The organism is Neobacillus piezotolerans (assembly GCF_003362805.1).
GTDB classification, from domain to species: Bacteria; Bacillota; Bacilli; order Bacillales; family Cytobacillaceae; genus Bacillus_D; species Bacillus_D piezotolerans.
Window position 1 is genome coordinate 713,289 of the sequence record NZ_QNQT01000002.1, and the last position, 14,001, is coordinate 727,289.

Consider the following 14,001-nt stretch of genomic DNA (forward strand, 5'->3'; position numbering starts at 1 on the left):
AATGCTATCTTGTTGTTAATCCTCTTTGATACTTCGCAATTCTTGAATAATCTTCTGTTAATACTCTTGATAGTTCAATGAAAATCGGCAATAATTCCCGATACTCTTTCACTGCATCTCCTTTCGGGGTATGTTTGTACGTGCTGCCAATCATTTCGGAAACGATTTCAAAGGACTCGATTTCTCCCAATGAATACAATCCTAAAATGCAGGCGCCAAGGCACGAGCTTTCATAGCTTTCCGGAACGACCACTTCAGATTCAAAGATATCCGACATCATCTGGCGCCAGACCTCAGACCTTGCGAAGCCTCCAGTTGCCTGAATGCGGGTCACAGGACCATCCATGCACTCAGTTAAAGCAAGAAATACTGTGTACAAATTGTATATAACGCCTTCAAGGGCGGCACGAACCATATGTTCTTTTTTATGCGACATCGTTAAGCCGAAAAATGAGCCGCGTACATCCGGGTTCCACATTGGCGCCCGTTCACCCGCCAAGTATGGATGGAATAATAATCCATCAGCACCTGGCCTCACACCCGCTGCGATTTTTGTTAAAACCTCATAAGGGTCGATTCCCAACCTCTTCGCTGTTTCAACTTCGGCTGAGGCGAATTCATCGCGGATCCAGCGCAACACCATTCCGCCGTTGTTTACCGGACCTCCAATAACCCAATGGTTCTCGGTTAAGGCGTAGCAAAATATCCTGCCTTTTTCATCTGTCTGCGGCTTGTCGATAATTGTTCGTATAGCGCCGCTTGTCCCAATCGTGACAGCGATTTCGCCTTTTCTGATCGCATTTACCCCTAAATTCGAGAGCACGCCATCACTGGCGCCAATGACAAAAGGAGTCTTTGGGTCGAGTCCGATTTGGCTTGCCAAAACCGGGTTGCAATTCGTAAATAGTTTGGTTGTCGGGACGAGTTCGGATAATTGATCTCTTGAAATCCCTGCAATGGTTAATGCCTCTTCATCCCAATCCAGTGTTTTCAAATTCATCATACCCATGGCCGACGCAAGGGAGTAATCAACAACATATTGATCAAAGAACTTCTTGAAAACAAATTCTTTAATCCCGATATATCTCTTCGTTTTGGCGGCGATTTCCGGACGCTCATTCACAATCCAGGCAATTTTGGACAATGGCGACATCGGGTGCATCGGCGTTCCTGTCCGTTTATAAACCTCATGGCCATTCAGTTCATTTTTAATTTTATGCGTCCACGCTTCACTGCGGTTATCTGCCCAAGTAATGCATGGGGTAAGCGGCTCGTTGTTCTCATCCATGGCAATAACGCTATGCATGGCGCTGCTAAAAGAAATAAACTTAAGCCTTTTTTCGGGATGTTGTTTTGTAATATTGGTAATCGCTTGCAAAACGGCCTGGAATATTTCCTTCGGATCTTGTTCCGCTGTTGAAATATCAGGTGTGTAAAGCGGATAACCAATATTCTCCGTATGGATGACGTCGCCTTTTTCACTGAATAAAACCGCTTTTGTACTTGTGGTGCCAATATCGATTCCTAACATAAAGTTAGTCATTTTCTTGTTCCACTCCTTCTGAAAGCATTTGCTGGGACCTCCACAGGTCTTCTACCTTGCCTTGGACATCATCAAAATTTTGGTGGAGGGACTTGATCATAAGGGTCCGGTCTTTCGTTTTTATTGCTTCTATATATAGCTCGTGATTTTTCAGAATCCGATCAAAATCATCGTATTTTTCATTGAAACGATTGCGCATTGACAACAGAATCAAGCTTTCCATTACCGGCTTCAAATTATTCCAAATCATTAGGATGTAGGAATGGTTGGCGGCCCTGATGATCGTTTCATGGAACAAAACATCTTGATACGAAAATTCATCGGGGTCATGGTATTTGATGGCAACCTTCATCATTTCAAAAATTTTGCTTAGTTCTTTGACTAATTCACTAACGTCAATTCTGGCAAGCCGTTCGAAAACAAACGTTTCGATAAGCAGCCGAACATCATATATTTCTTCAATTTCCTTTTGCGATAGGCCCGAAACCACCGCGCCCATTCTTTCTAACTGAATGATGTTTTCAGATGACAATATTTTTAATGCATCACGGATAGGTGAGCGGCTTACCGAAAAATCGGCTGCCAATTTATTCTCTGATAGAGTGGAACCGGCTTCAATCATGCCGGATATAATCCGCATTCTGAGTTCATAAGCAATCCGGTCGCCCGTCGAGGCCTTGGAAAGCCATTTTTCGGGATAGAGGTTTGACCCTGCCATAAAGTTCCCTCCTAGTCGATGTACAACAAGTATACTTGTATACAAGTTATTATAATATAAGATTCTGAAATGTAAACGCTTTTTTAACTTTTTCTTAAAATCATATTATTGAAATTGATTATATTACCCAGGGGGAAGGCTAAAAGCCCTTTCTTAGCCTTAGAACGGGGCAAATGGGGAATCTAATAGTGGGAGGGAGAAGGGGCTCCAATTATACGATTCACTTTACTAACAAAACGTCGATTATATTTCCAGTATAAGGTTGTTGTTTTTTAAAACTTTAAAATGATAAATGTCAAAAAGCATCCTTTCCCATACGGCCAAAAAGGCGCGTTAATCTTTTAGTGATAAACGCACCTGTAGAATTATATGTTCATCATAATTTCCTGGCTTTAATGATTAGAGTAGTGGGAAGGTATTGGGCTTTTTCATAACAATACCAGCTGTTGGAGTGCCGTTCGATGTCCGCTTCCGATAGGCAAGCATCTTCCACGACTTTTTCAATCGTAAATCCGTTTTCGATTAACGTATTTATGTAAGTGCTAAGCCTGAATTGCTGCATTATGGCCGGATGGCCCCATGCTTCATGATCATAAGGCCCTTCTTCATGATACGACTTAGTAATCATCACAATGTCGCCATCATTTTTAACTCGATTGTACAGCGGATGCTCCCAGCTAAAAATGAAAACGCCGCCCTGCTTTAAATAGGAATGCACATTTCTTACCGTCCGGTTGAGGTCAGCGGTCCACCCCAAGGCGTAAATCGAAAAGACGATATCGAAGCAATCAATTGGAATGCCCGGGTTTTCCTCCATTGGCGATTCAAATAACTTAATAGGGGTTTTGGCTTTTTCTAATAATTCCTTCGCAGCGCCTATCTGCGTTTTCGAAAAATCCAATCCCCATAATTCACGAGCGTTTTTCGAATCCAAGTAGTTCAATGAATGCCCGCTGCCACAGCCTATCTCCAAAATCTTTAAACCTTTCACATCTCCGAACAGATTAAGATCCTCTTCATTGGGAGCCAATGGCCCATATTCGGGCAGTGGATTCCTCCCGTAAAAACGATGCGCCACCTCATCCCAACTTTGTTTATTTACATTTAGCGTATTCATAGCCATAGCTCATCCTCCATTAGTTGATAAGAACATATATTCTCCAATTAGGGGGAATATCCTGCCTTGAATGATGAAATTGGGTATACATGGAGATCTTCAAGGACGAAACTGAATGATGTGGTAAAATATAGAAAGTAAAAGAGGGTTAACTGGTTAGAGGGCATATGATAAAGAAAGTAATTTTTACTTTAGTGGCAATAGCGATCATATTTTTCCTCTATCTTCATCAAGGGAGGACCCTGACCACGGGCGAAGCGATCGTTCGTGTAATGGAACAATCGCAAGATCCTCCAAAAGAATGGCAAAACTCTATACCAGAAAATGATTCTGATTTGAAAGAAATTCCACCTGAACATATTCGGGCGGAACTAAAGCACCGGGAAGGATTTTGGAATGAATTTCTTAATAGAAAACAATGGGAAGTTACAATTAAATATGGAAGCAGCGAGCCAACAATCGTGCTGGATGCTGAACAGGGGAATTTATTGATCTTTATGGGCCGTTAAATTAATTTCAACGTGTAGCTTCAAGAATAAATTTATATTTATATAGAATTGGCGGTGATGAAGGATGGAGCCTAAATGGCTGGAGTGGGCGAAACAGCTTCAATCGATTGCACAGGCCGGATTGACATATTCCAAGGATGTTTATGATTTGGAGAGATTTGAAGAGATAAGGAAAATAAGCGTTGATATCATGGCCCATCACACTGGGGTGGATACAAATAAAATTGCGGACTTATTCGCCAATGAAACGGGCTACGCCACACCAAAGGTTGATATTCGGGCTGTTGTTTTTAGGGAGAACAAAATTTTAATGGTCAAAGAAAAAATGGATGGCGGCTGGTCGCTGCCAGGAGGCTGGGCTGACATCGGTTTAACTCCGAGTGAAGTAGCGGTCAAAGAAGTAAAGGAAGAATCAGGGTTTGATGTCAAAGTAGTAAGGCTAATCGGCGTCTTAGATAAGAAATGCCATCCGCATCCGCCATCGCCCTATCATACGTATAAACTTTTTTACAAATGCGAAATCATAGGCGGGCAGCCAAAGGAAGGGATTGAAACAAGCGCGGTCGGGTTTTTTCCGGAAGATGGGCTGCCGCCGCTTTCAGTAGAAAGAAATACAGAATCCCAAATTCAGCTAGCTTTTAAACACTTGCATTATCCGCAGGAACCCGTCTGGTTTGATTAAAAATTGCCGCGTAATGAACTGATTATATGAAGAAGGGGTGTTTTTTATCAACTCCAGGAAGCTAATAAAATATGCCTTTGTTTTCCTTTTCGCCGCTTCTCTCAGTTTGAATTTTTACCAATATCAAAAAAACCTGGATTTTCAACAATCCTTGGGGGCGTCTTTTCAAAATACAGTTCGAAAAACCATTTTTCACCTGGATGATCCAGCTGGTTTTTGGCAGGAAGAACTGAAAAATGAAAATGGAAATGTGGCATTAGAGAGGCATAGAGGAAAGTTGGAAGCAAACGCTGACAAGTTTAACGCCATGGGCGGGAACATGGGGGTTATGGGAGATCAGCTCCATTATTTATCAAAATTATACTGGAACCTCGCAATAGCAGTGAGTTCAGGTGCAGAGAATACTAGAGAGCTTAACGAACAAATTGAAGGCCATAGGAGTTTCATCACGGAAGCTTTGAAGGAAACGAATGATCATTTAGGGGAAGACGAAATGTTGTGGTTCAATGAATTATCCAATCCCGATTCCCAAACGTCCAAACAATTTTGGGAAGAATTCAAAGCATTTGAAAGTGGATTGGAAAACTAGCTTATATGGCTGACTGAATCCGTTAACAATGGATTTTTGTTTAGTCTGGCTGCTGGACTGGGCATAATTTAGATAATATAGTCCGGAATGCGTTCAATCTATGGTAAAGTAGAGAAGGTAAATTTTAAAAGTGAGAAGGTGAGCAGCATGATTGAGGTAAAAACATCATCACTTAGTAATGGTGAATTCAATAGAGGCGTGTTTGCGACACGAGATATAAAAAAAGGGGAGCTATTGCACGAGGCGCCTGTCATTGCTTATCCAAATGACCAGCATGAACATATAGAGAAAACCCTGCTTGCCGATTACGCTTTTGAGTATGGGATAAACCATTCCGCGATCCTCCTTGGGTATGGGATGCTGTTCAACCATTCGTACGAACCGAATGCAACGTATGATATTAATTTTGATAACCACACATTCGAATTTTATGCTTACAGAGATATAAAAGCAGGGGATGAAATTCTTATCAATTATAATGGCGACGTTGATGACAAAGAGGAACTGTGGTTTAATAAGGAATAAATTTGTCCTGCCAGGTAAGGAGCAGAGAATATGAATAAACGATGGACAATTGATAAAATCAAGGAATTTGTTGAGAAAAATTCGGACAGCAAATTGCTGTCGACTGAATATCACGGTTTTTCGCAAAAGCTGCTATTTAAATGTCCATGCGGCAATAACTTTGAAAAAACATTTACCAAGTTTAAAAATAACCACCAGCGTAAATGTGACGTGTGCCAGCCGCCGAAAGTATCACGCTAACAAAATAGCCAGCACATAAAGCGCCGATTTCTATTGGAAATTGGCGCTGTTTTTATTTTATGAGACGAAAGTGGGGCAATCCATATACCGTTCTAAAGCCGGCTATTGAAGAGGCTATATAAAAACCTACTACAAAAATTACACAAATTTAACTATTGTCCCCAACAAAGAAGATTAAAGTTAAATAGAAAAGGGATTTTTTATTATTATTTCTAATTTTAGGAGATGGTTAAGATGTTTGCTGGACATTTTGGAGTTGCTGCTGTAGTGAAAAGTAAAACCCCAGAACTGCCAATTTGGTCGCTGTTGGTCAGCACTCAATTACTTGATATAGCCTTTATTCCATTCAATTTAGCCGGGAAGGAGTCAATCGAACCAATCGGCGATGGCGGCTACGCTCAGATGATGATTTATGCATTTTACACTCATTCTTTCATAGGAGCCATGTTGCTTTCCATTCTAGCCGGGTTCCTTGCTGTAGAATTTTGGGGCAAAAAATCAGGGGTGATAATTGGAACTGTAGCTTTTAGCCACTGGGTTTTAGATTTAATCGTTCATCGTCCCGATCTACCCATTCTCCCGGGAAACGCAGGCGGCCTCCCTCTCCTTGGTTTAGGATTATGGGATTCTGTTTTTATAAGCATCCTAATCGAACTTCTCTTGATTACAGCTGGGTCTTTTTATTATTTCAGACACGTACTCCAGTCTCCTGAACTTAGACACAGGGGAAAAGCCATTATAGCTGGTAGTTTAATGACCTTTTTTCTCTTTCTATCATTAGGCATTGACGTTTTATCATAAATTAAAGTCATGATTCAATCCCAGAAAGTATTTCCAGTCTCAAAGGTGAATGTCCTCGAGTCTTAAGGATAATTACAGGATTTAAAAGGGATTCGGCATATTAAGAGTATAAAAAACGCGGGGATTAGACTCTTTGATTTTTTTCCAAGCTAACACGTGGCGGAAGGTTCGTCGTGAAATTTTTATCAGGCAACGGGAATACTACCCTCGGAGGTGGTAAGGTTGGTTAAGAAGGTAATTGTTTGCATTTTCCTAATGGGTTTTCTTTCTATACACACTTTAGCTCAAACACACCGACAAATTGAAATATTCGATATCGCAAAGGGAAAGGTCGTTATGACGTCGCAGCCGAATCCCAAGGTAAATTTGGAAGTAGGGAAATACCTTGCTGGAATAAGCAGTGTTTATCCGAAATTAAATCCTGTTCCGAGGGAAGGCTTTATGATTAAAGTTCCTTTGGAACCGAGTGTGAGGGTGAAAACCCAACTGTTTACCGGGCCAGTGGAGGAAGTCATCATTATTTTCCCAGCTTATGAAAATCCGCACCTAATGTTTTTTGATGATAGAGGCAGGGCATTGGTGTTTAACTTTAAAGGTGATGCAGCCAAATTGTTGGAGTTGTTAAACTTTAAGCCATAGGAATTTTCGCAAAAGGAGGAGAAGGTTTCGGTTTAGGGGATTCCATATACGCCTCTGCACCGCTGTTTCACGAAGCCGATTTCTTATTCAGAATAAAATTTCCTTTAAAAACGAGTAAGGCTGTTTTTTGAAAAATGAATCCTTTAATCTATTCACACGTCTAATTCCTAAACAAGGTCTTTTTTAACGAAAAAGGGGAGTGAAGCAGGTGAAGAAGAGGGCTCTCGCAATAGGTATCGCAGGTTTGGCGGCAACCGTATTTTTTATTTTCTTTTTAAAAAAGGATGTCACTTACAAGGAAATATCGCTTTCGGAAAATGAAATAAACAGCATGTTGGCAAATTTCCCTTCAAGTGAAACCCCCTTTACAGGGATAGAAGAAAAAGGCATAAAGACCGAAGCCTTTATTGTAGGCCAGGCCGGGCAGCGGATTGAAATCGTATCGATTAGAAAATCCGATAATGTGGGAGTGGACATAATTTATAAAATGACAGACTCCACAGATCTCGATTCTAAAAGGGCAGTTAAAAAAGTTAGCTTCATGAATGCTTTGGGGAAACCTGTTGGATTTATAAAAGTGGATTGACGATGTCTACGGAGTTTTTCAAAAGAGCATAACCAGCCGTTTTTTTCTGCCGTGGAACAATGCGTTTGGGAAATTGGGGAAATCTGTAATGGATACAGACCATGTAATATGTCCGGTGGTTGAAGGAATTAAATGAATAAGCTTTTTCTTAAAACTCTTCCGATCTAAGGGAGGGTTTTTCCATTATTTTAGTATATTTTTAAAATGGGCCAAAATGGTATACTCACCTTAATTTACAACCATTTTGAGATACGATTGGAGCGCGGCGGATGGTTTGGCTTTTAGTATCATTGCTCGGATTAATCCTTATAGTAGGGGCGATTTTCTTTTTTGTTCATGAAGCAAAATCATTGGAAAATAAAGCAATGGGCACTTATTCGTTTCTCTTTGACTTGGTATTCTCTTTTATAGGCGGAGCCATTTTGCTCGGGCTGCTTTTGTTCATATTTGGACTTGCTAAGGCGGTGGAACTGTTGTGAGAATGAAAAAGTTCACTGTTTTCATTGTAATTTGTTTTGTTGCCATTGGTGGAATATACATTTGGTTTGAAAAACAGAATGATTTTTCAACTGAAAAGTGGATTGCTGAACCCTTTGAACGCGGGAAAATTGTTGATGATTTACTTACTTCCTACCAATTGGTTGGCATGACTAAACAGGAAATAGTTAAGTTATTGGGTCCGGATGGTGAACCAACAGATTTGGGTCCAATAGGAAACAGGAACGACAATACCCTTGCGTATAATTTAGGGCCGGAGCCTGGTTTTATCAGTATCGATGATGCCTGGCTCGTCATTTATTTTGATGAAGATAATCGGGTTAGTGAGTATATAATGGCGACTGATTAGAGGAAGATATCAGCGATTCTTTTGCATAATACTCATTGAGAGAAGTTGCATATAAAAAAATTTAAAGCACTTGAGGTGCTTTTTTTATATGGAAAAATGTAGGTTGCTTAAAGGGAGACGGGAAGGAGATTGGGAGTTTGAACGAGAATTAATTGGAATAAAATCCTGCTAGGATAAAAGGAGAACCTTTTCATGAAAGCGATGGTTTACGATAAATACGGAACAACAGGGATTCTTAATTTGGCTGAGGTAGAAATACCTGTACCAAAGCACAATGAGGTATTGGTAAAAGTCCATGCAGTTTCCGTAAATTCCTGGGATTGGGATCTCCTGAGAGGTAAACCATTTCTGGCGCGCCTTGGGGGACTCTTCAAACCACAATATAAGATACTTGGTGCGGACATAGCCGGGATTGTTGAAGCAGTTGGAAGCGATGTAAATAGTCTTCAGATCGGTGATGAGGTATTCGGGGATATTTCCTGGTGTGGCTGGGGTGGATTTGCGGAATACGTTTGCGTTCGAGAAGAGGCACTGTCAGTGAAACCCGCTGGAATGACTTTCGAGGAAGCGGCCGCAATTCCTCAGGCGGGAGTCCTTGCCTTGCAGGGGCTCCGGGATAAAGGCGGGATTCAAGCTGGCCAAAAGATTCTAATCAATGGGGCCGGCGGGGGAGTCGGGACATTTGCGCTGCAAATTGCCAAACTTTACGAAGCGGAAGTCACTTGTGTGGATAGTACTAAGAAATTGGCGGTGCTCAAGTCCCTTGGGGCAGACCATGTTATTGATTACACTCAAGAAGATTTCACCAAAAATGGACAGTTGTACGACCTGATTCTGGATGTTGTGGGAACCCGGTCAATTTTTACATACAAGCGGGCATTAAACCCAAACGGTAAATATGTGATGGTCGGTGGAACGCTTTATCTTATTTTACAGCTATTGTTCTTAGGGCCAGGGATTTCAAGATATGAAAGGAAGAAGTTGGGCATCCTGGTTCATAGGCCGAACAAAAAGGACCAGGCCTTTTTAAAAGAGCTTTTCCTCGCAGGCAAGATAGCGCCGGTTATAGATAGACGATATTCTTTAAGCCAGGCGGAAGAAGCGATTCGTTACCTTGGTGAAGGCCACGCCCAGGGTAAAGTGATTGTTAGTGTAATAAATTCAGCATAGTCTGGTTTAAAATCCTCCTATCTGACAAGCGCAGGGGAAAATCGAGGTACGGTTGTCAGAAAAGCCTCGGATATCTGACAAGCGCAGGCGGAAACCGGGTTGGCTTGTCAGAAAAGGCTCGGATATCTGACAAGCGGAGGGGAAAACCGGGTAGGGTTGTCAGAAAAGCCTCGGATATCTGACAAGCGCAGGCGGAAACCGGGTTGGCTTGTCAGAAAAGGCTCGGATATCTGACAAGCGGAGGGGAAAACCGGGTAGGGTTGTCAGAAAAGGCTCGGATATCTGACAAGCGCAGGAGAAAACCCGTAAAGGAAGTCACTCAAACCCCGTTGAGTGACACCCTAGTCAACTATGATTTTCTCTTCTATACTCCTTCACGAGTTCGTAAATGGTTTCAGGGTTTAAAAAAGGCGAAATTGATTTTTCTGTTTGTAGGGCAAGTGCGGATCCAGCGAGGCCTAATTGACAGGCGTCCAGCAATGATTTGCCATTCATAAGTCCGTATATTGTGCATGAACCAAAGGCTTCACCCGCTCCAGTTACATCAACCACTTCCCTTTGGAAAGCTGGCAGATGTCCGGATTCCTCCACTGAGTCGTAATAGACCCCCTGATCACCGAGTGTGATAATCACTTTTTCAACCCCGCGTTGCCTTATTTTTTCACAAGCGGTTTGGCAATCGTTAATTGAGTCAATTTTAATTCCAGAAAGGACTTCCGCTTCTTCCTGGTTTGGCAGCATTAGCGCGACTCCGTCAAGGCGAAAAGGAAGTTTTTGCGCCTTGGCCGTGGAGACTGGGTCAATGTACAGAGAAATGTTTTCGTCCTTGCAGCGTTTAATCAGGTAGCTAATACAATCACTCGGAATGTTCGTATCCAAATAAACTGCTTGCGAAGCAGCGATATGGGACCATTTTTCCTCGAACATGGAAATGGTCAATTTTTCGTATATATTCATGTCGGCCATTGAGACAATGCTTTCACCATCAATATCCAATAAAGTGGTAAAGGTACCCGTCCGTTCAGTAGGGAGCACCCATACTTGGCTGACATCGACTCCCTGGCCCTTTGTTTCCTTCAGGATCCAATTTCCTTCCTTATCATCCCCGACACAAGTCATGAGAGATACGCTCACGCCGAGCCGGCTTAAATTTTCCGCAAAATTACGCGCCACCCCGCCAACAGCCTCCGTTATTTTGACCGGATTGGAAGAATACAATCGCACTTTCTTATCCGTTCGTGCTTTCCGGTCCGTGTTCGCCCCTCCAATGCAAATAATCGATGATTCTTCCCTAAGAATATAGCCTCGCCCCTTAATCTCCCCGCGTCTGGTCAGGCTGCTAATATAATTGGCGACGGCTGGGCGTGACAAGCCGACAATGCTTGATATCTCCTGCTGGGAAATGAAAGGATTCATTCTTATCAAATCCAAGATTTGCTTTTCTTTATCCATCGAGGTCCCCCCTTTCTCTTCTCTTTTAAACAATAGATTATTCTATAAACGGAAGTTTGTAAACGCTTAATTTTACAAGGATTAACAACATATGTGCAATTTAGCCATACAGGATGGACGAATTTTTTTTAAAAAAACCTGCAAAACTTAGTCAGATTTCCGTTCTCTTGGCAAAATAAATTATACGCCATCGAAAATGGAGAGACAAACGGTAGTCCATTTCTCTGAAGCTGGACAAATAGCAAATTTGGTTTTTTTTTTAAACCACAAAATCATCACTTGAATTTATTGCTGAATAAATGATTAGTTGAGGTTGAATAATAAAATGTATTTACCAAGTTGGAGACAGGCTAGTAAATCCCGTAATACCAAGCTTTCACCGTCCATCCATAGACGGTGGGGAATTATGGGATTATTTTTTTCGAATAATATAGTTGACTTTCGAAGATGAAAACGTATACTAAACTTATGTTTATATAATAAACTTTTGTCGCGAAGGGAGGTTGTAGGAGTGGCGAATGATCTTACCAGAAACGAAAAATTGGTTTTGGAAATGGTTCGGGCAAACCCGTTTATTTCCCAGGAGGAATTATCGGAATTAATGGGAATCCCAATGACCTCCATTACGGGCAGTATTTCTGAACTAATTAAGAAAGACTATGTTTTAGGAAAAGCGTTTGTTTTAAATGAAACATCTCCCATTATTTGCATTGGCGGCGCTAACGTTGACCGAAAGTTTTATGCAAAAGAGGAAATCACAAATGAGACATCCAATCCAGTGAAATCTTCTACTTCGGTAGGAGGGGTAGCGAGGAATATTGCTGAAAACCTGGGGAGATTAGGCGAGGAAGTACTATTACTATCTGCCAGGGGCAATGATTCTGAATGGGACATGATTTATGAACTGTCCTCACCCTTTATGAATTTGGAACATGTCACCCCTTTTGAAAATTCGTCAACAGGTTCCTATACTGCCGTTTTAGACAAAAATGGTGACTTAACAGTCGCATTGGCAGATATGGATATTTACGAAAGTATTACACCTGAGTTGTTAATAAAAAACAGCAACCTGCTTAGGAAAGCGAAATGTATCGTCGTTGATTTGAATTGTCCAGGAGAAACGATTGATTTTCTCAGTGGTTTTACATCAAAATATCACATTCCATTAATCGTTATCCCTGTTTCAGGCCCTAAAATGAATAGGCTTCCGAAGAACCTGAATGCTTTATCCTGGCTCATCGTTAATAGGGATGAAACTGAAACCTACATGGATATGAAAATCGATGATGAACGAGACTGGAAAGAAGCAGTTAAGAAGTGGCTTGAATTAGGCGTGAAAAATGTCATCATCACGAATGGTTCAAAAGGTGTTATGGCGGGATTTGAAAACGGCGAAATACGTTATTATCCAGCCATTAAAACGCCAACGGTTGTCGATGTGACAGGCGCGGGTGATTCATTTTGTTCAGGAGTTGTTTATTCCTGGTTACAAAAGAAAGACCTTGACTACATTATTAAATCCGGTTTAGTCAATGCGCACAAAACCATAATGTCAAAGTACACAGTTAGACAGGAACTATCCCAACAACAATTCAATTTGGATATGGAGGAATTTCAGAATGAAACAGTATATTGAACTATCCGCAGAGGTACAAAAAGCGAAAGAAGAAGGCAAAGCAATCGTAGCACTTGAATCCACAATCATTTCACACGGTATGCCTTACCCGCAAAACGTCCAAATGGCGCGTGAAGTTGAACAAATTGTTCGCGACAACGGCGCTGTTCCGGCAACAATCGCGATTATTGATGGAAAAATTAAAATCGGCCTAACTGATGAAGAGTTAGAGCTATTTGGTAAAAGCAAAGACGTTGCGAAAGTATCACGCCGTGATCTGGCTGCAATTGTTGCAACGAAAAAACTGGGTGCGACAACTGTAGCCACAACTATGATCTGTGCTGAAATGGCAGACATCAGCATCTTCGTAACTGGCGGTATCGGCGGCGTTCACAGAGGCGCTGAAACAACAATGGACATCTCAGCTGACCTTGATGAATTGGCACAAACAAATGTAGCGGTCGTTTGCGCGGGTGCGAAATCAATCCTCGACCTTGCTCTTACACTTGAGTACCTTGAAACAAAAGGCGTTCCTGTCATCGGCTACGAAACTGAAGTTCTTCCTGCATTCTATACAAGAAACAGCGAATTTAAATTAAACTTCTCCACTGATTCAATCGATGTAATCGCTGAAACATTGAAAACGAAATGGGAATTGAACCTTAAAGGCGGAGCAGTAATCGCGAATCCAATCCCTGAAGAGCATGCGATGGATGAAGATTATATCAATGGCATTATCACAGATGCAGTTAAAGAAGCAGAAGAAAAAGGCATTTCCGGTAAGGACACCACGCCATTCCTGCTTGGAAAAATCAAAGAATTGACTGAAGGCAAGAGCCTTGTCGCCAATATCGAATTGGTAAAACACAATGCGAAAGTTGGATCCCAACTTGCAGTTAGCTTCAACAACAAAACAAAGTAATTGATTTGTTAAAACTACAGCTTCTATAAAGTGGCGTAATCGCTCA

General features: G+C 41.6%; 17 protein-coding genes. 13 read left to right on the forward strand and 4 right to left on the reverse strand.

Annotation, left to right across the window (positions count from 1 at the left end):
• Nucleotides 1-4: 4 nt before the first annotated feature.
• The 3 genes from gntK to DRW41_RS08545 form a co-directional block, all read right to left on the reverse strand.
• Nucleotides 5-1,543 (reverse strand): gluconokinase, encoded by a 1,539-nt coding sequence (gene gntK, locus DRW41_RS08535; protein WP_115451525.1) that lies wholly within the window; start codon nt 1,541-1,543, stop codon nt 5-7.
• Nucleotides 1,536-2,261: a GntR family transcriptional regulator gene (locus DRW41_RS08540; protein ID WP_115451526.1), complete on the reverse strand. Its 726-nt coding sequence runs from the start codon at nt 2,259-2,261 to the stop codon at nt 1,536-1,538. Before DRW41_RS08540 ends, gntK begins: the two co-directional genes overlap by 8 nt.
• A gap of 376 nt (nt 2,262-2,637) precedes the next feature.
• Nucleotides 2,638-3,384: a class I SAM-dependent methyltransferase gene (locus DRW41_RS08545; protein WP_115451527.1), complete on the reverse strand. Its 747-nt coding sequence runs from the start codon at nt 3,382-3,384 to the stop codon at nt 2,638-2,640.
• Between the two features lie 161 nt (nt 3,385-3,545).
• On the opposite strand from DRW41_RS08545, the gene DRW41_RS08550 reads away from it, so the two are divergent.
• The 11 genes from DRW41_RS08550 to DRW41_RS08600 all read left to right on the forward strand — a co-directional run bounded on the left by DRW41_RS08550 (nt 3,546) and on the right by DRW41_RS08600 (nt 9,966).
• Nucleotides 3,546-3,887 carry a hypothetical protein gene (locus DRW41_RS08550; protein WP_115451528.1) on the forward strand — a complete coding sequence of 114 codons (342 nt, stop codon included), beginning with the start codon at nt 3,546-3,548 and terminating at the stop codon, nt 3,885-3,887.
• A gap of 64 nt (nt 3,888-3,951) precedes the next feature.
• Complete coding sequence (locus tag DRW41_RS08555; RefSeq protein ID WP_115451529.1) at nt 3,952-4,569, forward strand: NUDIX hydrolase; 618 nt, start codon at nt 3,952-3,954, stop codon at nt 4,567-4,569.
• A 106-nt stretch (nt 4,570-4,675) separates the two neighbouring features.
• Nucleotides 4,676-5,158 (forward strand): hypothetical protein, encoded by a 483-nt coding sequence (locus tag DRW41_RS08560; RefSeq protein WP_142752198.1) that lies wholly within the window; start codon nt 4,676-4,678, stop codon nt 5,156-5,158.
• 147 nt (nt 5,159-5,305) lie between these two features.
• Nucleotides 5,306-5,683, forward strand: a complete 378-nt coding sequence (locus DRW41_RS08565) for an SET domain-containing protein (RefSeq protein ID WP_115451531.1) — start codon at nt 5,306-5,308, stop codon at nt 5,681-5,683.
• Nucleotides 5,684-5,713: 30 nt separating this feature from the next.
• Nucleotides 5,714-5,923 carry a hypothetical protein gene (locus DRW41_RS08570; protein ID WP_115451532.1) on the forward strand — a complete coding sequence of 70 codons (210 nt, stop codon included), beginning with the start codon at nt 5,714-5,716 and terminating at the stop codon, nt 5,921-5,923.
• 234 nt (nt 5,924-6,157) lie between these two features.
• A complete protein-coding gene (locus DRW41_RS08575) occupies nt 6,158-6,724 on the forward strand; it encodes a permease (protein ID WP_115451533.1) in 567 nt (188 codons plus the stop codon).
• A 222-nt stretch (nt 6,725-6,946) separates the two neighbouring features.
• Nucleotides 6,947-7,363, forward strand: a complete 417-nt coding sequence (locus DRW41_RS08580) for a hypothetical protein (RefSeq protein WP_115451534.1) — start codon at nt 6,947-6,949, stop codon at nt 7,361-7,363.
• Between the two features lie 208 nt (nt 7,364-7,571).
• The gene (locus tag DRW41_RS08585) at nt 7,572-7,949 is read left to right on the forward strand and encodes a hypothetical protein (RefSeq protein ID WP_115451535.1); all 378 of its coding nucleotides are present in this window, start codon (nt 7,572-7,574) and stop codon (nt 7,947-7,949) included.
• Nucleotides 7,950-8,218: 269 nt separating this feature from the next.
• A complete protein-coding gene (locus DRW41_RS08590; RefSeq protein WP_115451536.1) occupies nt 8,219-8,428 on the forward strand; it encodes a hypothetical protein in 210 nt (69 codons plus the stop codon).
• A complete protein-coding gene (locus DRW41_RS08595) occupies nt 8,425-8,796 on the forward strand; it encodes a hypothetical protein (protein WP_115451537.1) in 372 nt (123 codons plus the stop codon). The genes DRW41_RS08590 and DRW41_RS08595 overlap by 4 nt, the downstream gene beginning before the upstream one ends.
• Nucleotides 8,797-8,988: 192 nt before the next feature.
• Nucleotides 8,989-9,966 (forward strand): NAD(P)-dependent alcohol dehydrogenase, encoded by a 978-nt coding sequence (locus DRW41_RS08600; RefSeq protein WP_115451538.1) that lies wholly within the window; start codon nt 8,989-8,991, stop codon nt 9,964-9,966.
• A gap of 345 nt (nt 9,967-10,311) precedes the next feature.
• On the opposite strand, the gene DRW41_RS08605 is transcribed toward DRW41_RS08600, so the two are convergent.
• On the reverse strand, nt 10,312-11,418 hold the full coding sequence (locus DRW41_RS08605; RefSeq protein ID WP_115451539.1) for a carbohydrate kinase: 1,107 nt from the start codon (nt 11,416-11,418) through the stop codon (nt 10,312-10,314).
• Between the two features lie 553 nt (nt 11,419-11,971).
• Here DRW41_RS08605 and DRW41_RS08610 point away from each other — a divergent pair.
• Nucleotides 11,972-13,054 (forward strand): carbohydrate kinase family protein, encoded by a 1,083-nt coding sequence (locus DRW41_RS08610; RefSeq protein WP_181884479.1) that lies wholly within the window; start codon nt 11,972-11,974, stop codon nt 13,052-13,054.
• Nucleotides 13,038-13,955, forward strand: a complete 918-nt coding sequence (locus DRW41_RS08615) for a pseudouridine-5'-phosphate glycosidase (protein WP_115451541.1) — start codon at nt 13,038-13,040, stop codon at nt 13,953-13,955. The genes DRW41_RS08610 and DRW41_RS08615 overlap by 17 nt, the downstream gene beginning before the upstream one ends.
• The last annotated feature ends 46 nt before the right edge of the window (nt 13,956-14,001 follow it).